This window comes from Burkholderia catarinensis (genome assembly GCF_001883705.2).
In the GTDB taxonomy this organism is placed as follows: domain Bacteria; phylum Pseudomonadota; class Gammaproteobacteria; order Burkholderiales; family Burkholderiaceae; genus Burkholderia; species Burkholderia catarinensis.
This window is the reverse complement of the sequence record NZ_MDEQ02000020.1, coordinates 97780-120161: the sequence shown is the minus strand read 5'-3', so window position 1 is coordinate 120161 and position 22382 is coordinate 97780. Positions and strand designations below refer to the sequence as shown.

Sequence of the window (22382 nt, the reverse complement as noted above, 5' to 3'; positions counted from 1 at the left end):
TGTATTGCTGCCTATGGGTCTCTTGTTGCTCAACGCCTTATACAAGGCGGCAGTAAAAAAAACTCCGCGAACCGCAATCCATTTGCCTTACCCTCGGATTACGTGCCACGCGGGTCCCCAGCGCGCGCAGCGCCACGTGGCTGATTCCATCACCACGCTGCGCTGGCGTATCGCTGCCTACATCGCGCGCCGGCTCCAGCGATGTCCGTTTTGTTCAGCGTCCAATGCTGACTTATTGACACAGTAAGACTAGCAGGCCGCTGAAATACCTCAATCCGTCCAGCAGGATGCAGGTTCCCGAGATCAAGGAGGGGCAGGCAGATGCGAGGCGCGGACGGTTACAACGAATCGTTATTCAGCACGGTGAGGCTAGAGGAATTTGTTCCGCAGACGCATCCGCTGCGCCAGGTCCGGACGTGGCAGAACGAAGCACTGTCGAAGATGGACGCGAAGTTCTCGGCGATGTACGAAGTCGACGTGAAGGGAGGCCGACCGAGCATCGCGCCCGAGAAACTAATGCGGGCGATGCTGCTGCAAGTGCTGTACAGCATCCGCAGCGAGCGGCACCTGGTCGAGCAGATCTCGTACAACCTGCTGTTCCGATGGTTCGTAGGCCTGTCGATCGAGGATGCGGTGTGGAACCACTCAGTGTTCAGCAAGAACCGGGATCGACTACTGGAATTCGACGCGGTGACGGAGCTGTTCAACGCGACGGTGGAAACGGCGCAGCAACGGGGCCTGCTGTCGGGCTCTGGAACGGACTCTACACCGTCACCGTACTAAAACCGGGGGTAGGTCACGCCTACAACTGACCATCGCGCTCGCCGTGATGGTGATCTTCATGGCAACCCTGCGCCGCCCATCGAGACTTGTTTCATTGATGCGGCGCCGGCCGGCGTGACGCATACAGCGTGACGCTGCAGCCGGTCTCGACGTCGTCGAAGCGCAGCGCCATCCCGTGCATCGTCGCGATCGCGGCGGCGAGGCTGAGGCCGAGGCCGCTGCCGGGCGTATGTCGGCTCGTCTCCGTGCGGTAGAACCGACGAAGAACTGCCTGACGCTCGTCAGGCGCGATGCCCGGGCCGTCGTCGGCGATCGAGACGCCGAAACCCGTCGCGTTGCAAAAAGGCTGGATCGATACACGGCCGCCCTCCGGCGCGAACTTGATCGCGTTGTCGACGAGATTCGCCAATGCTTCGAACAGCAGGTTGCGGTCGCCCTGCAGTTCGAGCGGACCGTCCGGCGTGCGGCGGTATTCGAGCGTGACGCGCTTGTCTTCGGCGGTGGGTTCGTAGTACTCGACAACGTCGTCGGTAATCGTGGCGAGATCGACGACGGCGAAATTCTGCTGGCGCGCGTGGGACTCAATCTCCGAAATGCGCAGCAGCGCATTGAACGTATGCAGGATGCTGGCCGTCTCGGCAATCGTGTCGTCGATCGCCACGCGATAGTCCGCTTCGTTCCGAGCGCGCCGCTGCGTGCGTTCAAGGCCCGCGAGCAGGCGTGTGAGCGGCGTGCGGAGGTCGTGCGCGATCGCGTCGCATACGCCCTTGACCTCATGCATCAGCCGTTCGATCTCATCGAGCATGCTGTTGACGACATGCACGAGCCGCCCGACGTCGTCTTGCTTCGTATGCACCGGCAGCCGCTGGCTCAGGTTGCCGGATACGATTTCCTCGATCGATTGCGTGACGGCGTCGAGCCGCCGCACCGCGCCGACGCCGACAATCGCGGCGCCGACGAGCCCTGTCGACAGCATCAGCAGGCCGGCTGTCACCAGCACGTGCAGCAACTCCTCGTCGAAGTGATCGAGCTCCCGCGTGTTCTGACACTGCAGTGCGGTGCGACCGTCCGGGACCTGCGTGGCGATGCACCGACCGGGCGCGTGACGATCGCCGCCCAGGGGCAGCCGCATCGGAAACGGCTTGTCGAATACAGGGATCGGCGGTCGGTCGCCCCCGTAGCCGCCAGCGACGTGCTTGCCCTGTGCGTCGAACAGGCCGAACGGCCGCTGCTGGCGCGGATCGAATTGGCTCTGGTGCGCGAAGCGCGCGGCCAGGTCGGCGTGGTCCTCGCGTACGGTAGCGGCGTGTTCGCGGATCAGCCAGTCGTCGACGCGCTCCGTTTCGAAACCGGTGATCTCGATGTACAGGTACGCGAACAGCAAGACCGAGACGACGCCGAACATCGCGAGGAACAGCGTCGCGAGCCGGAAGCTGGTGGTGCGGTGGAGGTCAGTCAGCTGCACGGAGCGTATATCCCGAGCCGCGCACCGTCTGGATCAGCGACAGCCTGCCGGTTGGATCGAGCTTCTTGCGCAAGCGGCTCACGTGCACGTCGATCACGTTGGTTCGTTCGTCGAGGCGGTAGCCCCAGACGGCCTCGAACAGCATCGTGCGGCTCACGGTCTGGTCTGCATGCCGCATCAGGAACTCGAGCAGCAGGTATTCGCGCGGCAGCAGCGCGACGGGTCGCCCGGCGCAGGTGACTTCGCGGGTCAGGAGATTGAGCGACAGCGGTCCGACCTGGTATTCCTGCATCGTGCTCACGGGACCGTCACGGCGGCGCATCAGCGCGTCGAGTCGGGCGGTGAGTTCGACGAACTCGAACGGCTTGGTCAGGTAGTCGTCGCCTCCTGCGCGCAGGCCGCGCACCCGCTCGTCGACCGCGGACAGTGCGCTCAGGATCAGCACCGGCGTTGTCACGCCGGCGCTCCGGATGGCCGCCAGCATGCCGAGACCTTCGAGTCCGCCGGCCAGCATCCGGTCCAGCACGATCGCGTCGTACTGCTTCGCGACGGCGAGCATGAGGCCGTCGCGCCCCGTTCGGGCAGATTCGACCAGCCAGCCGTAGTCGGCGAGCGCGCAGACGATTTCGTCGAGGGTCTGAAGATCGTCTTCGACGACGAGGATATGGGGCATCAGGAATCCGCCAGGGAAGGTGCGTCGGCCGTCGCTGGCTCGCCGGCCGGGCGCGAAGCGTAAACTAGCGCTGGCAGTATGCACCGGCTTGTCCAACACCCGGTTCGCGCCAACATGAAATTAATTTAACCTAATTCGTTCCAGCATGCGGATCCTGATCGTCGAAGACGACTTACGCGGCGCGCAATTCATCGCGCGCGGCCTGACGGAAAGCGGCCACGTCGTGGACACCGCGGGCGACGGCGCGCTCGGGCTCGCGCTCGCGCGCGAGGGCATCTACGACGTGATCGTGACCGATCGCAAGCTGCCCGGACTCGACGGCATGGAACTCGTGCGGCGCCTGCGTGAGCAGGATCGGGCGACACCGGTGCTGATGCTGTCGGCGATCGCAGGCCTGGGCGATCGCGTCGACGGAATTCGTGCCGGTTGCGACGACTATCTCGTGAAGCCGTATGCGTTCGCGGAACTGTTGGCGCGTGTCGAAGCGCTCGCACGGCGCGCTGACCGCACCCGGCTGCAGGACGTGCTGCGCGTGGCCGATCTGTCGCTCGACCGGCGCACACGCCGGGCGAGCCGGGGCGGTCGCGATCTTCAGTTGCAGCATCGCGAATACCTGCTGCTCGAATGCCTGATGCGGCATGCCGGGCAGGTCGTCACGCGCAGCATGCTGCTCGAGGCTGCCTGGGACTATCAGTTCGAGCCACGCGGCAACGTGATTGACATGCACGTGCATCGGCTTCGCGGGAAGATCGATCGCGATTTCGCGCGGCCGCTGATCCATACCGTCGTCGGCGCCGGCTACATGCTGGGCGGCGACGCCTGAGCGTGCCTGCGCGACACGCCGACAGCCATTAAATTTATTTCATCTTCGAGCGAAAGGCCGGACAGGAACGCATCGCTATTCTCGTCGCGTAAAAGTTGCGAGGGAGTCGATCGATGCTTCGGTTGGACGGTCCGCCGGCCCGGCGCACCCCATGGCACGTGCCATTTCAAGGCCTGGTGGCCGTCACGTTGCTGGCGGCATCGCTGGCAGGCTGTTCGTTCGTGCCGACCTACCAACGTCCGGCGCCGCCCGCGCCCGCCTCATGGAACGACGCCGCGCAGTCGTCGCTCGCCGGCACGGCGCCCGTCGCGAGCGGCTGGTGGCGCGCCTACGGCGACGCCGCGCTCGACGCACTCGTCGAGCGCGGGCTGCAGCACAACTATTCGCTCGCGTCGGCACTTGCGAGCGTCGACGCGGCGCGTGCCAGCGCGGAGAAAGCCGGTGCACCGCTTTTTCCGTCGCTGACCCTGAACGGCACGTTCGATCGCAGCCATCATCGGAGCGGTAGTAGCGGGTCGTCAGGCTCGGGCAGCTCGAGCCGCAGCCAGAGCCTCTTCGCCGAGGCGAGCTACGAAATCGATTTCTGGGGCCGCAACGCCGCCAACGCAAACGCGGCAGACAGGTTGGTGCAGGCCGCCGGGTTCGATCGCGACACGGTTGCGCTGACGCTGACCGCCTCGATCGTCGATACCTATTTCCAGGTGCAGAGCCTGCGGCAACGCGAGGCGCTCGCACAGTCGATCTCGGCCAACGCCGCGCGGATTCTCGCGTTGCTGCAGGCCCAGCAGGCGGCGGGTGTCGCGACCGAGCTTCAGGTCCAGCAGCAGCGCAACGTGCTCGCCACCTTTCAGGCCACGATCCCGGCGCTGCACCAGCAGCTCGACCAGAACCTGCATTTGCTCGCGACGCTGGTTGGCTCGGCACCGGAAGGCTTCGACATCGCCGCGGCGCCGCTGGCCGGCATCGTGGTGCCACGGCCGCGTCCAAACCTGCCGGCCAGTCTGCTCGACACGCGCCCGGACATCCGCGCATCGGAGGCGCGGCTTCAGGCGGCCAACTTTGACGTCGGCGCCGCCCGCGCCGCTTTCTTTCCGAACCTCGTGCTGACGGCGGACGGCGGGCTGAGCAGCAGCGCGCTGTCTCGCTTCCTGTCGAGCCCGTTCGCGAGCGTGGCCGCCGCGCTCGCCGCGCCGATCTTCGACGGCGGTGCGCTGCGCGGCCAGTTGCATGCGAGCGAGGCGGCGTCCGCGAAGGGCATCGCCGATTACCGCCAGACGGTCGTTGCCGCCCTCCAGGATGTGGAGGACATGCTGTCTGCCGCGTCGCAGCAGCAGCAGGTCGAGGCCGCCGATCAGGAGGCCGCCGACGCCGCCCGCAAGGCCGCGCAACTGGCCGATGCGCAATTCCGCAGCGGTACGGTCGATTTCCTCACGGTGCTCGATACGCAGCGCACGCACTATCAGTCCGAAGACGCGCTCGTGCAGACGCGGCTTGCCCGGTTGCAGGCGTCGGTCGGGCTGTTCCGCGCGTTCGGCGGCGGTTTCGGCGTGACGCAAACGCCGCCCGCCCTGGCGAGCGTGGCCGCTCCCGCTTCGTCGCCCATCACTCCATCGTCTTCCCTCGCGCCATGAATCACATCGCCGATCTTCCCCCGAGACAGCCGCCGCCGCGCGGCCGCCGATTTTCGTCGCGGCTCGTCGCCTGCGCCGCCGCCGCGCTTGCGCTGCTCGCGTGGTGGCAGTGGCCGAGGCACGCCGCACCGGCCTCCACGCCGGCGGTGCCCGTCGTCGCCGGGCATCCGGTGCTGGCCGATTTCCCGATCCGGGCCGTCGCGGTTGGCACCGTGCAGGCGCGCAATGCCGTTGACGTGAAAGTGCGCGTCGATGGCCAGCTCCAGAGCGTGCAGTTTGCCGAAGGGCAGGACGTCAAGGCCGGGCAAGTGCTCGCGCGGCTCGATCAGGGGCCGCTCACCGCGCAGCTGCGCCAGGCGGAGGCGACGCAGAACAAGGACCAGGCCAGCCTCGAGAATGCGAAACTCGATTTCGAGCGCTACTCGAAGCTGGTCGGAATCGGTGCGGCAACGACGCAGAGCGTCGATACGGCGCGTGCCCAGGTCAAGGCGCTGACGGCGACGGTGGCCGCCGATGCCGCAATCGTGCAGAACGATCGTCTGCAGCTCGGCTTCACGACGCTCACCGCGCCGTTCGCCGGGCGGGTCGGCGCGCGCGAGGCCGACGTCGGCGCGATCGTTCATCCGGGCGACTCGACAGGCATCGTGACCATCACGCAGATGGAGCCGATCGACGTACAGTTCTCGGTGCCGCAGGACGTGCTGCCCGAGCTGCTGAACGGACAGGGCCAGGCGCCGCTGCCCGTCACCATCACGGCACGTGCCGGTGGCGAGCCGCTCGCGCAGGGCACGTTGAGCTTCATCGATAGCCAGGTAGACCGGACCACCGGCCAGATCAAGCTGAAGGGTGCGTTCGCCAATACCGATCGCAGGTTGTGGCCGGGCGAGCTCGTCAACGCGCGGGTACTGCTGCGTACCGATCGCCAGCGTCTCGCCGTGCCGGGCCGCGCGATCGTCAACACCCAATCCGGCCCGCAGCTCTATGCGATCGATGCATCCGGCAAAGCGCGATTGCGCGCGGTGCAAACGGGGGTCACGGTCGACGGGATGACAGAAATTCGGAGCGGTGTCGTTGCCGGTGACCTCGTTGTGTTCGAGGGCCAGAGCCGCCTCAATCCGGGCACGCTGGTAGCCGCGAAGCTCGTCGGTGCACGCGAAGAGGCCGCCGCGCCCGCGCCGGTCGCGACGCTGGACACATCGTCATGAGCCTGCTCGAACTGTTCATCCGGCGTCGCGTCGCGACGTCGTTTCTTGCGATCGCCGTGCTGCTCGTCGGGCTGGTCGCGTATTTCATGCTGCCCGTCGCGCCGCTGCCGCAGGTCGATTTCCCGACCATCCAGGTGGTTGCGAAGCTGCCGGGCGCGAGCGCGGACACGATGGCGACCTCGGTGGCGACACCGCTCGAACGACAGTTGTCGAACATTTCCGGCATCACGCAGATGACGTCGTCGAGCTCGCTCGGCACGACGTCGATCGCGATCCAGTTCGACCTGTCGCGCGACATCAACAGCGCGGCGCAGGACGTCCAGACCGCGATCAACGCGGCGGGCGGCACGCTGCCGAAGAACCTGCCGAATCCGCCGACCTATGAAAAGGTCAATCCGGCAGACTTCACGTTGCTGTCGCTTGCGCTGACCTCGCCGTCGCTGACGCTGACGCAGCTCGACAGCTATGCGGAGAATTTCCTGGCGCAGCAGATCTCGCAGATGCCGGGCGTCGGTCTCGTCGATTTCCACGGGCAGCAGCGGCCTGCGGTGCGGATCCGTATCGATCCCGACAAGCTCGCGGCGCGCGGGCTCACGCTGGAGGACGTCCGTTCGATCGTCGGCGTGCAGACCGTGAACGCGCCGAAGGGCAACCTCAACGGCCCGGACCGCTCGGTCGTGCTCAACGCGACCGACCAGCTCACCTCGGCGGCGGGCTACCGCAATCTCGTTGTCGCCTACAAGAACGGCGCGCCGGTCAGGCTCGACGATCTCGGCACCGTGATCGACGCGGCGGAGGACACGCAGCAGGCGGCATGGCTGCAGCACGAGCGCGCGATCATCATCGACGTGCACAAGCAACCGGGCTACAACGTCGTCTCGACGATCCGCAACATCACGTCGCGCTTGCCGCAACTCGAGGCGTCGTTGCCCGCGGCTGCACACGTGCATGTCGTCGGCGACCGCACGCAGACCATCGACGCGTCGGTGCACGACGTGCAGTTCACACTGATGCTGACGATCGCGCTCGTCGTGATGGTGATCTTCTCGTTCCTGCGCAACGTCTGGGCCACCGTGATTCCGAGTCTGACTATCCCGTTGTCGCTGGTGGCGACGTTCGGCGTGATGTACCTGCTTGACTACAGTCTCGACAACCTGTCGCTGATGGGGCTCACGATCGCGGTTGGCTTCGTCGTCGACGATGCGATCGTCGTGATCGAGAACGTGATGCGCCACATCGAGGAAGGCGTGCCGAAACTGCGCGCCGCGCTGCTCGGCGCGCGCGAGGTGCGCTTCACGATCGTGTCGATGACGATCTCGCTGATCGCCGTATTCATTCCGATCCTGATGATGGGCGGCATCGTCGGCCGCTTGTTCCGCGAGTTCGCGGTGACGGTGAGCGTCGCGATCGTGATGTCGGCGCTGGTCTCGCTGACGATAACGCCGATGCTGTGCGGATGGCTGATCCGCCCGCCGGGCTCGGACGGCGGCAGGCTGCGCACGCTCGAGCGCTGGCTCGAGGTCGCGTTCGTCGCGGTCGAACGGCGTTACGAGCGTGGTCTCGACTGGGCGCTCGCCCATCGCAGGACGATGCTCGCTGTGACGCTCGGGACAGTCGCGCTCACCGCCGCGCTGTTCGTGTCCATGCCGAAAGGTTTTTTTCCGCAGGAGGATTCGGGGCTGATCCTGGGCGTCGCGCAGGCGGCGCCGGACATTTCGCCGCAGGCGATGGCAGCGAAGATGCAGCAGCTCGGCCGCATCGTCGAAGCAGATCCCGCCGTCGACAACGTGTATTACTGGATCGGCCCGAACCCGACGGTGAGCCAGGGCCGCATGATGATCAACCTGAAGCCGTTCGGCCAGCGCACGGCGGGCGCGACGCAGGTGCTCGCGCGATTGCGGCCGCAGGTCGCGAAGGTCATGGGCATCACGCTGTCGATGCAGGTCCGGCAGGACATCCAGGTCGGCGGGCGAATCAGCGCCGCTCAGTATCAGTACACGTTGCAGGACGCCGACGTGCAGGAGCTGAACCTGTGGGCGCAGCGCCTCACGAAGCGCTTCGCCACGCTGCCGCAACTGACCGACGTGACATCCGACCAGCAGGCGTCGGCGACGAGCGCGACGCTCGTGATCGACCGCAATACCGCGTCGCGCTTCGGCATCACCGCGCAGGCGATCGACGACACGCTCTACGACGCCTTCGGTCAGCGCCAGATCGCGACGCTGTTCACTTCGCTGAACCAGTATCACGTAGTGGTGGAGGTCGATCCGAAATTCCAGCTCACGACCGACGCGCTCGCGCACCTGTATGTGCGTTCGCCGCTGACCGGCGAACTCGTGCCGATGAACGTGCTGGTCGGCATCGAGAACAACGTGTCGCCGATATCGGTAAACCACCAGGGGCTGTTCCCGTCGGTGACGATTTCGTTCAACCTCGCGCCGGGGCAGTCGCTCGGCGATGCCGTGACCGCCATTCGCGCGGCCGAGGCGGCTGCGGCCAAGCCGGACACGCTCACGGGCACGTTCCAGGGTACGGCGCAGGCGTTCCAGGCGTCGCTCGCGAGCGAGCCATACCTGATTCTTGCCGCGCTCGTCGTCGTGTACCTCGTGCTCGGGATGCTCTACGAGAACCCGATCCATCCGCTCACGATCATCTCGACGCTGCCGTCCGCGGGCGTGGGCGCGCTGCTCGCGCTGCTGCTCTGCAAGCAGGACCTGTCGATCATGGGCATGATCGGCATCATCCTGCTGATCGGCATCGTCAAGAAGAACGCGATCATGATGATCGACTTCGCGCTGGTCGCGGAACGCGAGCAGGGCCTGCCGCCGGTCGCGGCGATCCGCCAGGCATGCGTGCTGCGCTTTCGGCCCATCATGATGACGACACTCGCCGCGTTGTTCGGCGCAATGCCGCTCGCGATCGGACACGGCGCGGGTGCCGAGCTGCGCGTGCCGCTGGGGATCGCGATCGTCGGCGGGCTGATTCTGTCGCAATTGCTGACGCTGTTCACGACGCCGGTTGTTTACCTGTATTTCGATCGGCTGGCGCGGCGCTTCGAGCGGGGTGCTCACAGCGATGATTCGCTGCTCGAGCCGGTTGCCGAATCGGAGCGGTCGCCGTGACGGTTGCGTAGGGTAATCGTCCTTTTCGCGCATGTATGGACTGACCATGGCTCATATAGTGGTCTGTGGCCGCCTTCCTTTGTTCTGCCGAATAGCGACGCCTCAAGCAAATACGTTCCCTCGTCAAATCTAGACATCGCTCGGACGTGTGATACCAACGTTCGAGAGATTTCGTTGTGGGGTAGCCTAATTGACGAACGGTCGCGGTAAGGCGCTTTCCAAGCTTCAAGTAGAGCTTGACCGCTCGGATACGGTCTTCGTACGAATACATGGACTAGCTCCCAAATAGTCCAAGGGCAGCACTGCTCTGATTCGCTCTGCAAGCAAGGGGCTGACGCACTCAGACGCTCGAGCATGCGTAGATTGGCCGGCACGGATATGTAACGATACATCGGAGTTTCAGTGTTGTGGATGCGGTTGCCGTCGGCTCCCACGGCATGTTACGGCGCTGTCATGCCGGAGCGGCACTGAGGCGGCAAGCAGCGTGGATTCTGGTCGGAAACGTGCGCACTTGCGTCATCGCTCGGAACGTCTCGCGTCCGTTTTTTTTGTCTATTTAGTGTTCGGACGGGATGGTGCAAATTTTGTTTACGGGGACGGAACGGAAAGCTTTTCAGGAATTGGCGTACAGCACCGGCACGATCCAAAATTAAATGAATTGTGATGGTTGTCCGGGTGGTGCGCCAAGGTCCGCTGAAATTCGCCCGAGCCCCGTCTAAAAATGGGTTTTTCGGGAAGTTGATGGTCCACCAACTTCCGCGGAAATCCTCTACGAGCCGCGGTGGTTCAATTGTGCGGGGCTATTGCGAAGGGGAGCGTTGACGGCAGCGAAAGCGGCTGCGGATGCATTCGACGCGGCTTTGCGCACGTACTCACCCGCATGTCGGCAACGAAATCGGTCGAGGGTTTTCGACCGACCGACCGCCCACTGGCTCTGCCTCGGACTCGCACCGTCAAGCCCGCACGCGGAAGAGCAATGCGCCTATCGGCGGTAAAGCCGAGATTCCCGGGTTACCCCGCACATGGCAGCGATCTGCCCCTCCCGGATACCGTCTATGGCTGACGCGCGTTACGGCGTGTCGTTACGTAACGTGTACGAACGCTGCCGTTGCGCAAACGTTGCACAGGATTATTTCGATTTATTCATACCTTTCCGTTTCCAGACCTAGGTCATTGGTTTATCGAGGATTTTCCGCGCTGCAGCAAGACAGCAGGCCTCGGTGGCACGGATCGTGCGATGAATGTCATATGCCGAAGTAGTTAATAACCAAAACATTAGACCGATCATGAATCAAATCCACATTCCGATATCCGGACGCGACGCGGGGGCGAAGCGGTCGATTCCGGGCATTCATTTGCTAAATCGCGTCCATGTGCCAACCCATTCAGCGTGGCTCGTGCGCGGCATTCCCATTGCCATACCGGACGGTGCAGATACGTCCTTGCGGCGCCCATGCATCGGCGCGGGGGCGCGCGCCCAAGCAACCGGCAGTTCGTCCATCGCCTGGATTCCCGGCGGGAATTGAACCGGTCGTTCGATAAAGGCGCGTTCCATTTCATATAGGAATGCGTAGTTATCAATTGATTCATCGATGGACGAATGACGTCCTGGATGAATGTTTTCGATGCATCGGGATACCGAGGGCGGAGCACGCCCGGTGTCAGCCGGGAATGTCCGTCCGCGAGGTGATTGGCGCGAAGCACCGAAAGCGGGGCAGTGCCGAGGGTTCATCGCGTGCGTAAAAATCGTGTGATTAGGAGTCCATGAAATGAGCGCAATCGAGTTCGTCGACGTTTCGTGCCGTGCCGAGCCTGGGGCGCAGGATCGCCGCCACGTCGCCGCATGCGCGGTTGTGCCGGTGGTCCTGGCCGGCGGAGCTGGAACCAGGCTGTGGCCCATGTCCCGCGAACAGCACCCGAAGCAACTCACGCACCTCGTCGGCGAGGAAACGCTGCTCGAATCGACGCTGCGCAGGGTGAGCGGGCTCGGTACGAAATTCGACCTGGCCCATGCGCAGGTCGTATGCGGCGATGGGCATCGGCACGTCACGGTGCGGCAGCTCGCGGCGAGCGAGCTTCGCGCGCGGGTGGTCGTCGAGCCGGCGCGTCGCGATACGGCGCCCGCGATGACCCTCGCGGCCGTGCTCGCGCGGGCCGAGCACGGGGACGCCGTACTGGTCGTGATGCCGGCCGATCACGCGATTCACGACACGTCCGGATTCGAACGCGCGATGGAAACGGCATTGCGCTACGCGCTACTGGGGTGCGTGGCGACGCTCGGCGTCCGCCCGACGCATGCCGATTCCGGTTTCGGCTATCTGCGTACCGGCTTTCCGCTTGCATTGGAGGGTGTCGCGGGCGGCTACCAGCTCGATGCGTTCGTGGAGAAGCCGGCACCGGAAATCGCGGCGCAATACGTCGCGTCGGGATCCCATTTGTGGAACAGCGGAATTTATGTGGTCCGCGCGAGTGTCTGGCTGCGCGCGATCGAAGGACTTGCACCGGATATCTACGCGGCGTGCGTTGCCGCGATCCGCGATGGCAATGCCGATGGCGGCTGCTTTCGCCCGGCCGCGGAGCCATTCGCCGCGTGCCCGTCGGATTCGATCGACTACGCGGTCATGGAGCGGCTGTCCTCGATGGCCGAACCGCCGGTGACCGTTGCCGTTCCGCTGGATGCGGGCTGGTCCGATCTCGGGTCGTGGGATGCCGTCTGGGCTGCCCTCGACAAGGATCGGGACGGCAACGCCGGGCGCGGCCGCGTGATGTTCGAGGACGCGGCCGGCTGCTTTGCCCATTCGGAAGGCCGACTTGTCGCGTGCGTCGGCGTCAGCAACCTCGCCGTGGTGGAGACCCCCGATGCCGTGCTGGTCGTGAACCGGCAGCACGTCCAGGGCGTCAAGTCGCTGGTATCCAGGATCAAGGCCGAGCATGGCGCGGAAGCCGAGACGCACCGGCTCGTGCGGCGCCCGTGGGGCTGGTACGACTCGGTCGACCGCGGCGAACGCTTTCAGGTCAAGCGGATCGTGGTGGACCCTGGCGCGCGATTGTCGCTGCAGATGCACCACCATCGCGCCGAACACTGGACCGTCGTGAAAGGCACCGCGACCGTCACGCGCGGCGACGAGCAATTCCTGCTCGGCGAAAACGAGTCGACCTACATCCCGATCGGCGTGCGGCATCGCCTTGAAAACCCGGGGCGGTTGCCGCTGGAAATCATCGAAGTGCAGACCGGCAGCTATCTCGGGGAAGACGACATCGTGCGCTTCGACGATGCATACGGACGCGTTTGACGGCAAATGCGGCGCCACCGTGCGCTGCCGGGAGAAGATCCATGTTCGGAGTTCAGTCGATTGTTGCGCGCCTGCTCGATGCCCTCGTCGTCGTGCTGGGAGCGGCTGCCGCATCGCATGTGCGGTTCGATGACGATTCGCTCGGCCGACCGGACCCGATGGTCGTCCCGTTTGTCGCGATGCTGACGCTCGCCGTCTTTCCGGCATTCCAGGTGTATCAGTCGTGGCGCGGGCGATCGTGGATCGCGATGATCAGCCGCATCAGTGCCGCATGGGTCACCGTGCAGGCATGCAACCTCGTGCTGCTGTTCGCGATGCATCGCGCCGATCAGGTGTCGCGGCTGTGGTTCGTCTACTGGACGGGCCTCGCGGGATGCGGATTCATCGTCATCCGCCTGGTCGCCTATTCGATGCTCGCGCACGTCAGGCATGCCGGCCTGAATCTTCGCAAGGTGGCGATCGTCGGAAGCGGCGCGCATGCGGTGCGTGTGATCGAAACGATCGCGCTGTCCCCCGCAAGCGGGTTTCGCCCGGTCGTGCTCCACGATCCCGCGGGGTCGTCCAACGGCATCATCCCGGCGATCGCGGATTTCGCCGAGTTCGCCGCAGCAGTGCGCGCCGAAGCCGCGACGGAAATCTGGCTCGCATTGCCGATCTCCGAGGAACGGACGATCCGGCGCGTGCTGAAGACGTTCGGCGACGATCTGATCAATATCCGTTTCATGCCGGACATGTGCAGTATCGCGTTGCTCGGCGGAACGATGATGGATCTCGTCGGCATGCCGGCGATCAACCTCGTTGCATCGCCGATGTCGCATCGCGCATTGATGCAGAAAGCGCTGTTCGACCGGGTATTCGCTGCGGCGGCGCTTGTCGCGCTGGCGCCGCTGCTTGGCGTGATCGCGCTGGCGGTCAAGCTGTCGTCCGCGGGCCCGGTGCTGTTCACGCAGCATCGGAAAGGTGCCGACGGCCGCGAGTTCACGATCTACAAGTTCCGCACGATGCGCGTGCACGCCGAACAGGCCGGCATCGTGCGCCAGGCAACACGCGGCGACGCGCGCATCACGCGCGTCGGCGCTTTCCTGCGTCGCACCAGCCTCGACGAGTTGCCGCAATTCTTCAACGTGCTGCGCGGCGACATGTCGGTCGTCGGGCCGAGACCGCACGCCATCGAGCACGACGATCTGTACCGGCCGCTCGTCGAGGGCTACATCCATCGTTACCGGATCAAGCCGGGCATCACCGGATGGGCGCAGGTCAACGGCTATCGCGGCGAGACGGATCACCTCGACAAGATGGTCGGCCGTGTCCAGCACGACCTCTATTACCTGCGCAACTGGTCCTTCGGGCTCGACATGAAGATTGTCGCCGCCACGGTGCTGAAGGGCTTCGTCCATCCGAACGCCTACTGAGCCCGGCCATGATCGAACGCATTCTGGTCGTCTGCGACGGCAACGCATGCCGCAGCCCGATGGCGAGCGTGATGCTGGCACGCGCACTGCCGTCCGTGCAGGTGCGGTGCGCGGGACTGATCGCGCTGGCCGGCCGTCCGGCCGCGCAGGCGGCAATCGACGTCATGCGCGAACGCGGCTTCGACATCACGTCGCATATCGCGCAACCGGTGCATCTCGGCCACGTGCGCACCTCGCAACTGATCCTCGCGATGACGCTCGTGCAATGCCGAGAGATCGAGCGCCGCTATCCGTTCGCGCGCGGTCGCGTATTCCAGCTCGACCACGCCGCGAAACGCGATATCGCGGATCCGGTCGGCAAGCCGGCGGAAGTGTTCGACGCCGTGGCGAGCCACATCCAGCACGCGGTGGCGCATTGGATCACGCGGATTCCCGCGGCTATCGCACGGGAGCACTGCTGATGCGACGCCACGTCGGTCAACTCGCCATGCTCATCGGCCTGTCGTGTGCGTCGGCTGCGCAGGGCAGTGCGCCGGCCGCGCGCCCTGCGACGAACGCGCCGCGGCGGATCGCGGATCTCGCGGATCTCGCGGATACCGCGTCCCGAACGTCGAATCCGTGGCGAGGGTCGACCGCGAAGCCGGCGATCGAGCCGGGCGTCTCGGCACCGTCGGCCGGCAACTACGCGCCGCTGCCGATCGAGCGGCAGATGCGCGCGCTGTCGATCGACGCGCTGGGCATGCCGGCGGTGCATCGCACGCATGGCGTGCCACGCGTCCGGATTCGGCAACGCGGCGGGAACGACACCGCGACAGGCGGTTGGCCGGGCATGGAGCCGCCCTGGTCGGGTGCGTCATGGTGATCGGTCGGGCAGCACGGGATGGGGGCGAAGCGAGCGGCCCCATCACGCGACGAAATGAAAACGGCCGTGCGCAGGGTGCCACGGACGGAATTGACGATAGCGCGACACACGAGGCAGCAATGGGCAACTTGTTTGACGACACATCGACCGGGAGCAGACGGGGCCGCACGCTGGCCCCGCTCGTGCTGTCCGTGTTCCTGACGGCATGTGCCGTCGCGCCCGGCATGCGGATGACCGGTTCGCAGGAATTGCCGGTGGCCAGTGCGCGCAACGGCGAACCGGCACAGTCGCTCGATGTGCCGATTCGGGAAATCGACGTCAACCTGCTGAAATCGCTGCGCGACGACAGCGAAGCGACCGGGCACGTCGACGCGCTGCTGCGCGAGCGCGCGAAGGTCGGCTATCGGATCGGCGCCGGCGACGTGTTGCAGATCACGGTGTGGGACCACCCCGAACTTTCCGCGGCGGCGCCGACGAGCCAGTCGTCGTCGACGCAACGGCAGAGCGACCCCGTCAGCGGCTTTGTCGTCGATGAAACCGGCAGCGTGCAGTTTCCCTATGTCGGCACGCTCCCGGTCTCCGGCAAAACGACGACCGAGGTGCGCGATGCGTTCCGTGTCGCGTTGACGAAAACCTTCCGCGACCCGCAAGTCACCGTGCGCGTCACGTCGTATCGCAGCCAGCAGGTCTACGTCGAAGGCGAGGTGCGCAGTCCGGGCGTCCAGCCGATCAACGACGTGCCGATGACGCTGATCGAGGCGATCGATCGCGCGGGCGGGCTTCAGCCCACGGCTGATCGAAGCCGCATCGAGCTGATGCGCGGCGACGAGCATTACGTACTGAACCTGTCCGAGCTCGTCGCACGACGTATCGACCCGAGCCGCATCCTGCTGCGCAACCGCGACGTGCTGAGAGTGCAGTCGCGCGAGGACAACGGTGCGTTCGTCATGGGCGAGGTCGCGAAGCCGACGCTCGCGCTGCCGCTCCGCGATGGCTCGTTGACGCTCGGCGATGCGTTGCAGCAAGCCGGCAGCTTCAACAACGGCACCGCCGACACGGCGCAGGTCTACGTGATTCGCGGGCGCGGTTCGAGTACCCCCGACGTGTTTCATCTCGATGCGAAGTCGCCGGTTGCGATGGTGCTCGCGAACGACTTCCGGCTGGCCCCGAAGGACGTCGTCTATGTCGACGGCAACGGGCTCGTCCGGCTCAGCCGCGTGCTGTCGCTGCTGTTGCCCGCCATCAATGCCGGCATGACCGGCGCGCTGGTCGCGAAATGAACCGCCGGACCCCGATAGACACTGGATTTGCCATGACCGACCTTTCCGAAGCACGGCTGTACGACGCGGCGTTGTATGACGAGGCGCCCCTTTCGTCCTACGTCGACATCGTGCTGGCCCGGTGGCGCATGGTGCTGGGCATCGCGGCAGGCGTGTTCCTGCTGGGGCTGCTGTATGTCGTATTCGCGACACCGGTCTATCGTGTCGACGCGACGATCCAGGTCAACGAATCGACGACGGCAGGCAATTCGCCGCTGCACGACATCGCTGCGTTGCTCGACAACGGAAGCACGACCGCGGCCGAACTCGAACTCGTGCGCGCGCGCATGGTGATCGACTCGGTCGTCACGAAGCAGCATCTCAACATCATTGCCGAGCCGCGCTATGTCCCGTTGATCGGCCGCTGGCTCGCCCGTCGCTATCGGGACGACGGCGTGGCGCAGCCGCTTTGGGGGCTGTCGCGGTTTGCCTGGGGCGGCGAGCGATTCAACGTCGTCACGTTCGAGACGGCCGGCAAGAAAAGCCACGACGGCATCGACGTGCTGGACGGGCTCTGGTTCGACGTGACCGCCGAAGGCGGGGGCCGCTACGTGGTCAGGGACGAGGACGGTGACGTCGTGCTGAAAGGCGAGGTCGGCGTGCCGGCGCACGGGCAGTACAAGGCGCAGCCGCTGACGCTGCTGGTTGCCGCCCTCGATGCCCGCCCGGGCACGGCGTTTCGGCTCAAGCGTATCCCGCAGCTCGAAGCGGTTTCCCAGCTACAGGATGATCTGACCGTCGAGGAAAAGGCCAAGCAATCCGGCATCCTGACCGTCACGCTCGAGGGCGACGACCGGACGCGCATCAGGGACATCCTGCGGGCCGTGGTGGACGGCTACGTTCAGCAGAACAAGGAGTATCGGAGCGAAGAGGCCGCCGCGACGCTGGAATCGCTCAAGAGCAGCATGCCGACGGTCATGAAAGCGCTGAAGGACGCCGAGGACAGATACGCGACGTTTCGCGCGCGCACGGGCACGGTCGACCTCGACGAACAGGGCAAGCTGCTGCTCGGTCAGGAAGTGGACCTCGAGACGCGCAAGCTCGAACTCCAGCAAAAGCGCGTCGACCTGATCGCGCGGTTTGCCGACGGCCATCCGGCCGTGCAGGCGCTCGACGAAAACCTGGCGGAGCTGGCGGGCAAGGCGAAGGAACTGAGGACACGCGAAGCCAGGTTGCCCGATACGGAGCGGGAAGGCCTCGGCGTGCTGCGTGACGTACGCGTCAACACCGAGCTGTATACGAACCTGCTGAACACGGGACAACAGCTCGAGATCGCCAAGCGAAGCGAGATCGGCAATGTCCGGGCCGTCGACTTGCCGGTCCTGCCGGTGAAGCCGGTCAAGCCCAAGCGCCTGCTGCTGGTCGCGCTGTCGTTGTGTCTCGGGATTGCCCTTGGCGTGGCCGCCCCGTTCGCGCAGCGGGCGGTGTGGGGCCGCGTCGAGCACTCCGAGCATCTCGAGCAGGCGCTAGGCGTGCCGGTCTATGCGGTGGTGCCGCATAGCCGGGAGCAGCAACGCCTCGTGCGAAACCGGCAACGGGCGGGACAGGGCGCGCATGTGCTCGCATCGGAAATTCCCGAGGATGTGACCGTCGACGCGATCCGCAGCCTGCGCACGACGCTGCAGTTCACGATGTCCGAGTCGGGGCATAACGCGATCATGGTGACGAGCCCGCAGCCCAATGCGGGCAAATCGTTCCTCTGCGCGAATCTGGCGTCGCTGTTCGCGTCGGGCGGCAAGCGCGTGCTGCTGATCGACGCCGATATCCGCCGCGGCCAGGCACATCGTCACTTCGGGCTGCCGGCGGCGCCGGGTCTGCCCGACGCGATCGCGAGCGGCGCGCTCGAGCGCGGCGTCCAGCGATCGGCGATCGCCGGCGTCGACGTGCTGGCGCGCGGTGCTGTCGCGCGCACGTCGGAGCTGTTCAACGACGGCCGCTTCAAGATGCTGCTCGACACGGCGTCGCGTCTCTACGACATCGTCATCGTCGATACGGCCCCGATCCTCGCGCTGCACGATGCGGCGACCATCGGCCGCCACGGCGCCACGACGCTGCTGTGCGTCCGGCATGGCCGCAGTTCGATGCCGGAGATCCGCGAGGCGGAGCGTCGCCTGCGCAACGCCGGTATCGCGATCAGCGGCGTCGTGCTGAACGACGTGCCGCGCCGTCAGGCCGTCTACGGGGCGTACGGCGAAGGGAAATACGCGTATGAAACCGAGCACTGAGCCCGCGATGCGCGACATCGTGCTGCGTGCCGCGACCGACGTCGCGCCGCACGGCGGCGAGCGGCTCGGTACGCGCACGGCGCGAAGCCTTGCGTGGGCCCTGGTGCAGGCATGGGGTGGCAAGCTGGTCACGCTCGTCACGTATCTGCTGGTCGCGCGCTGGCTCGGGCCGGCCGATGTCGGACTCGCGGCCGCGGTCACGCTGTCGCTGTCGCTGGTCCTGATGATCGCCGAGGGCGGCCTCAGCGACGCGCTGGTTCAGCGCGCGTCGCTCGACGACGACGATCTCGAATGGCCGTTCGTGTTCTCGATCGGCATGGCGGTCGTGCTCGCAGCCGCGCTGTTCGCCTTCGCCGGGCACGTTGAAACCTGGCTGGGCGTACCCGGCCTGGCGCCGTATCTGCGGGTGGCCTGCGCGTTCGTTCCGATCGGCTCGGCGAGTGCATTCCAGGAGGGGCTGTACAAGCGGCGGCTGGATTTCCGTACGTTGGCCATGCGTCAACTCGCTTCGGTGAGCGTCGCGGGCGCCGTCGCGGTCGCGCTGGCGATCGCGGGCGCCGGTGCGTGGAGCCTGATCGCGCAGGCGGGGGCCTTCATGACGATGTCCGCGCTCTGGCTCTGGCGCAGACCGGTCTGGCGTCCGTGCGGCCGCCGGAACGCGTCGACGTTCTGGCCCATTGCGCGTTTCGGCGGTCACGTCGTCGCGTCGAGGCTGCTCGACTGGTGTGCGACGCGAACCGTGGACCTGATCGTCGTCGCGCTGTACGGCGCGGCCGGGCTGGGCATCTACGCGATCGGCGCGAGACTCTACCAGACGGCGCTGGAACTGCTGTGCCGTGCCGCGACCGACGTCGCGCTCGCGGTGCTGTCGCGGGTCGCGCACGACGCCGGGAAGATGGCGTCCACCTACCTCGACGTCACGGGGCTTGCCGCGATGGCCGCGGCACCGCTGTTCGTCCTGATGGCGGTGTTGAGCCAAGACATCACGACCGCGCTGTTCGGCGCCCGATGGGCCGGCAGCGCCGCGATCATGACGCCCCTGATGGGGCTCGGCGCGATTCAGACGGTCCAGTTCGTCAACGGCGCATTCCTGTCGGCACGCGGCCGGCCGAACGTCACGATGTGGTTGACGGTCGTCAAGCTCGTCCTGGTGCTGGGCGCGATGGTCTGCCTGCCGTCGCACGACGTCGCCGGGCTGGCGTGGCTGTATGTCGGCGCCGTGCTGTTCGTCACGCCGCTCAGCTTCGGCGCCGTGGCCGTCGAGCTGTCGGTCGATCCCGGCCGCCTGCTGGGTCGGCTGGTGCCGCCGTATCTGATCGCGCTCGGCTGCGCGCTGATCGTCGCACGGCTTGGCGCGCACCTCGGCGGCGTGCCGGTCATGGTCAGGTTGCCGCTGCTGATCGTCTGCTTCGGCGCCGCCTATGTCGGCGCAACCTGGACGTTGCGTCGTCAGGCCGCCCGGCAGACCGTGTCGATACTGATCGCATTGCGTGACGCGAGGAAAGGGACATGAGCCGCCTCGTCCAGCAGGTGCCGCGGCAATGTGCGCCGTCGTCCGATTCGGCGGCTGTCGGACCGCATGTGCGCTTCGACCTCGCGGACAGCGTATTGCTCGCGCTGCTGCTGCTGAATTCGATCCAGTTCCTGAAGATCGGCGGCGCGCAACTCGGTCAGCTGTTCGCGGTGCTCGTGCTGCCGGTGCTGCTGGTGCGGCGCCGGATCCCCGTCGGCGCATGGGAAATCTGGACCTTTGCGCTGTTTGTCGGCGCCGCGCTGTCGACGACGTTCCTGTCCGGCTATCCGCACTTCAAGGCGGCCGAGCAGATCCTGAAATTCGTGTTCGTGATGCCGGCGTTCTATCTGATCGGCCGCTATTACGGCGCGCGGGCGCGCCTGCGGCCGTTGCCGTTCGGCTATGTCGCGATTACCGGGTTCCTGGCGTTTCAGTACGCGCTGCAGTATTTCGACGTTCCGGTGCTGTACGAGAAGGTCGATTTCATGCAGAACGCGATTCACGGTTCGTTCAAGGAGCGGAACTGGTTTGCCGCGTTTTTCTTCCTGACCGCGTACGCCTGCTTCCTTCAGTCGCCGCGCCGCATTCCCGACGTCGTGAAATTCGTTGCGCTCGCACTCGTCGTGACGCTGCTGAGCGAATCGAAGACGGTGTTGATCGCATGCGCGATCGTGATCCTGCTCCAGGTGCGCGGCCATTTTTTCGCGAAAGTGCTGACGATGGCCGCCGGGGCCGGGTTCTATCTGTACATGTTCACGCGCGAACTGACCGGCGACCAGCTTCAGGTCCGGCTGCAACAGGAGCGCGGGCTTGCGTTCACGGAATCGATCAAGCTGGTCGGCCGCGACTGGATCGGCCACGGCTTCGGCTTCGTCGAGCATTACTTCTCGCACTCGGCCGTCGCCGTCCGCGGGCTCGGCGAGGGCACGAGCGCCGTCTTCTGCGCACCGCTGGACCTGATGCTGGTCGCCGGCCCGATCGGGCTGCTCGCGTGGGCCGTGTTCTTCGCCGGTCTCGGCCAGGGCCGTCGCGCGATGGTCATGCTCGCGCCGATCGCGGCATGGTCGCTGATCAACCCGATGCACCAGAGCGAAACGTCGTACCTGTTCGTCGGCTATCTCGCGTCGTTCGCCTTCGCTCCGCGGGCGGCCCGCCGGACAGCGCGCACCGCGCCGTGCGTCCTGCGGCCCCGATCCTTCTTCCCGTCCGGACACACTCGATGAAATTCTCCCTCATCATGGCGACGCTCGGCCGTAGCGACGAGATCGAGCGCATGTTCGATTCGCTGCTGCTGCAGGCCTACGCCGACCTCGAAGTCATCGTCGTCGACCAGAACCCGGACGACCGGGTCGAGCGGATCGTCGACCGGTATCGCGACCGGCTGACGATCGTTCACCTGAGATCGGAGAAGGGGAAGTCGCGGGCGACGAACGTCGGGCTGAAGGCCGTGACGGGCGACGTGGTCGGGTTCCCCGACGACGATTGCTGGTATCGGCCCGGGACGCTCCATGCGGTCGCGGCGCGCCTGTCCGCCGACAGGATGCTCGACGGCGTGACCGGCATGAGCATCGACGCCGCGGGCCGGCCGTCGCAAGGGCGGTGGGCAACCTCGGCGCAGACCGTGAACCGCTTCAACGTATGGGTGTGCGCGACGTCGTACACGATCTTCCTGCGCCGGTCCGCCGTGAGTGCGGCGGGGCAGTTCGACGTCGATCTTGGCGTGGGCGCGACCAGCCGCTGGGGCGCGGGGGAAGAGGTGGACTTTCTCGTGCGCGCGCTGCAGGCGGGGTGCCGGATCGACTACGACCCGCATCTGCGCGTCCATCATCCTGAACCGCTCGCCGTGCTCGACGAGCATGCGTATGCACGCGGGCGGCGCTACAACCGCGGGTTCGGGCATGTGCTGCGCATCAATCGCTATCCGCTCGCGTACGTCCTTTACATGATCGCGCGGCCTGTCGCCGGCTGCGTGCTGTCGTGCGTGCGCCGCAATCCCCGGCGTGCGAAGTATTACTGGATCGCCGCGTCGCATCGGCTGCTTGGCTGGATGGACTGA

General features: G+C 65.9%; 15 protein-coding genes and 2 pseudogenes. 15 read left to right on the top strand and 2 right to left on the bottom strand.

Going from position 1 to position 22382, the window contains the following annotated elements; genetic code table 11:
* Both BFF94_RS27665 and BFF94_RS27660 read left to right on the top strand, forming a co-directional pair.
* A pseudogene (locus BFF94_RS27665) lies at positions 1-144 on the top strand (IS701 family transposase); the annotation flags it as partial.
* Between the two features lie 177 nt (positions 145-321).
* A pseudogene (locus BFF94_RS27660) lies at positions 322-750 on the top strand (transposase); the annotation flags it as partial.
* A 124-nt stretch (positions 751-874) separates the two neighbouring features.
* Here BFF94_RS27660 and BFF94_RS27655 read toward each other — a convergent pair.
* Positions 875-2248 (bottom strand): sensor histidine kinase, encoded by a 1374-nt coding sequence (locus tag BFF94_RS27655; RefSeq protein ID WP_128842550.1) that lies wholly within the window; start codon positions 2246-2248, stop codon positions 875-877.
* On the bottom strand, positions 2235-2921 hold the full coding sequence (locus BFF94_RS27650) for a response regulator transcription factor (protein ID WP_128842555.1): 687 nt from the start codon (positions 2919-2921) through the stop codon (positions 2235-2237). Before BFF94_RS27650 ends, BFF94_RS27655 begins: the two co-directional genes overlap by 14 nt.
* A gap of 145 nt (positions 2922-3066) precedes the next feature.
* Here BFF94_RS27650 and BFF94_RS27645 point away from each other — a divergent pair, with 145 nt between their 5' ends.
* The 13 genes from BFF94_RS27645 (at position 3067) to BFF94_RS27580 (ending at position 22382) form a co-directional block, all read left to right on the top strand.
* The gene (locus BFF94_RS27645; protein ID WP_128842549.1) at positions 3067-3744 is read left to right on the top strand and encodes a response regulator transcription factor; all 678 of its coding nucleotides are present in this window, start codon (positions 3067-3069) and stop codon (positions 3742-3744) included.
* A 158-nt stretch (positions 3745-3902) separates the two neighbouring features.
* Complete coding sequence (locus BFF94_RS27640; protein WP_158061914.1) at positions 3903-5375, top strand: efflux transporter outer membrane subunit; 1473 nt, start codon at positions 3903-3905, stop codon at positions 5373-5375.
* A complete protein-coding gene (locus BFF94_RS27635; protein WP_219140087.1) occupies positions 5372-6580 on the top strand; it encodes an efflux RND transporter periplasmic adaptor subunit in 1209 nt (402 codons plus the stop codon). Before BFF94_RS27640 ends, BFF94_RS27635 begins: the two co-directional genes overlap by 4 nt.
* The gene (locus BFF94_RS27630) at positions 6577-9702 is read left to right on the top strand and encodes an efflux RND transporter permease subunit (RefSeq protein ID WP_128842546.1); all 3126 of its coding nucleotides are present in this window, start codon (positions 6577-6579) and stop codon (positions 9700-9702) included. Before BFF94_RS27635 ends, BFF94_RS27630 begins: the two co-directional genes overlap by 4 nt.
* Positions 9703-11471: 1769 nt before the next feature.
* Positions 11472-12995, top strand: a complete 1524-nt coding sequence (locus tag BFF94_RS27620; protein ID WP_128842544.1) for a mannose-1-phosphate guanylyltransferase/mannose-6-phosphate isomerase — start codon at positions 11472-11474, stop codon at positions 12993-12995.
* A gap of 41 nt (positions 12996-13036) precedes the next feature.
* Positions 13037-14407, top strand: coding sequence for an undecaprenyl-phosphate glucose phosphotransferase (locus BFF94_RS27615; protein WP_128842543.1), 1371 nt, complete (start codon positions 13037-13039; stop codon positions 14405-14407).
* Positions 14408-14415: 8 nt separating this feature from the next.
* On the top strand, positions 14416-14868 hold the full coding sequence (locus tag BFF94_RS27610; RefSeq protein ID WP_128842542.1) for an arsenate reductase/protein-tyrosine-phosphatase family protein: 453 nt from the start codon (positions 14416-14418) through the stop codon (positions 14866-14868).
* Positions 14868-15269, top strand: a complete 402-nt coding sequence (locus BFF94_RS27605) for a hypothetical protein (protein WP_128842541.1) — start codon at positions 14868-14870, stop codon at positions 15267-15269. The genes BFF94_RS27610 and BFF94_RS27605 overlap by 1 nt, the downstream gene beginning before the upstream one ends.
* A 119-nt stretch (positions 15270-15388) precedes the next feature.
* Entirely contained in the window at positions 15389-16549 is a 1161-nt protein-coding gene (locus tag BFF94_RS27600; protein ID WP_128842540.1) for a polysaccharide biosynthesis/export family protein, read from the top strand.
* A gap of 32 nt (positions 16550-16581) precedes the next feature.
* Positions 16582-18813 carry a polysaccharide biosynthesis tyrosine autokinase gene (locus tag BFF94_RS27595; protein WP_128842539.1) on the top strand — a complete coding sequence of 744 codons (2232 nt, stop codon included), beginning with the start codon at positions 16582-16584 and terminating at the stop codon, positions 18811-18813.
* Positions 18797-20326 (top strand): oligosaccharide flippase family protein, encoded by a 1530-nt coding sequence (locus BFF94_RS27590; protein ID WP_128842538.1) that lies wholly within the window; start codon positions 18797-18799, stop codon positions 20324-20326. Before BFF94_RS27595 ends, BFF94_RS27590 begins: the two co-directional genes overlap by 17 nt.
* The gene (locus BFF94_RS27585) at positions 20323-21549 is read left to right on the top strand and encodes a hypothetical protein (protein ID WP_246637422.1); all 1227 of its coding nucleotides are present in this window, start codon (positions 20323-20325) and stop codon (positions 21547-21549) included. Before BFF94_RS27590 ends, BFF94_RS27585 begins: the two co-directional genes overlap by 4 nt.
* Positions 21546-22382, top strand: a complete 837-nt coding sequence (locus tag BFF94_RS27580; RefSeq protein WP_128842537.1) for a glycosyltransferase family 2 protein — start codon at positions 21546-21548, stop codon at positions 22380-22382. Before BFF94_RS27585 ends, BFF94_RS27580 begins: the two co-directional genes overlap by 4 nt.

Coding starts and splice junctions, on each gene's coding strand:
- BFF94_RS27650 (WP_128842555.1), bottom strand. CDS start 2,921: ATGCCCCATATCCTCGTCGTCGAAGACGATCTTCAGACCCTCGACGAA.
- BFF94_RS27645 (WP_128842549.1), top strand. CDS start 3,067: ATGCGGATCCTGATCGTCGAAGACGACTTACGCGGCGCGCAATTCATC.
- BFF94_RS27635 (WP_219140087.1), top strand. CDS start 5,372: ATGAATCACATCGCCGATCTTCCCCCGAGACAGCCGCCGCCGCGCGGC.
- BFF94_RS27630 (WP_128842546.1), top strand. CDS start 6,577: ATGAGCCTGCTCGAACTGTTCATCCGGCGTCGCGTCGCGACGTCGTTT.
- BFF94_RS27620 (WP_128842544.1), top strand. CDS start 11,472: ATGAGCGCAATCGAGTTCGTCGACGTTTCGTGCCGTGCCGAGCCTGGG.
- BFF94_RS27615 (WP_128842543.1), top strand. CDS start 13,037: ATGTTCGGAGTTCAGTCGATTGTTGCGCGCCTGCTCGATGCCCTCGTC.
- BFF94_RS27610 (WP_128842542.1), top strand. CDS start 14,416: ATGATCGAACGCATTCTGGTCGTCTGCGACGGCAACGCATGCCGCAGC.
- BFF94_RS27605 (WP_128842541.1), top strand. CDS start 14,868: ATGCGACGCCACGTCGGTCAACTCGCCATGCTCATCGGCCTGTCGTGT.
- BFF94_RS27600 (WP_128842540.1), top strand. CDS start 15,389: ATGGGCAACTTGTTTGACGACACATCGACCGGGAGCAGACGGGGCCGC.
- BFF94_RS27595 (WP_128842539.1), top strand. CDS start 16,582: ATGACCGACCTTTCCGAAGCACGGCTGTACGACGCGGCGTTGTATGAC.
- BFF94_RS27590 (WP_128842538.1), top strand. CDS start 18,797: ATGAAACCGAGCACTGAGCCCGCGATGCGCGACATCGTGCTGCGTGCC.
- BFF94_RS27585 (WP_246637422.1), top strand. CDS start 20,323: ATGAGCCGCCTCGTCCAGCAGGTGCCGCGGCAATGTGCGCCGTCGTCC.
- BFF94_RS27580 (WP_128842537.1), top strand. CDS start 21,546: ATGAAATTCTCCCTCATCATGGCGACGCTCGGCCGTAGCGACGAGATC.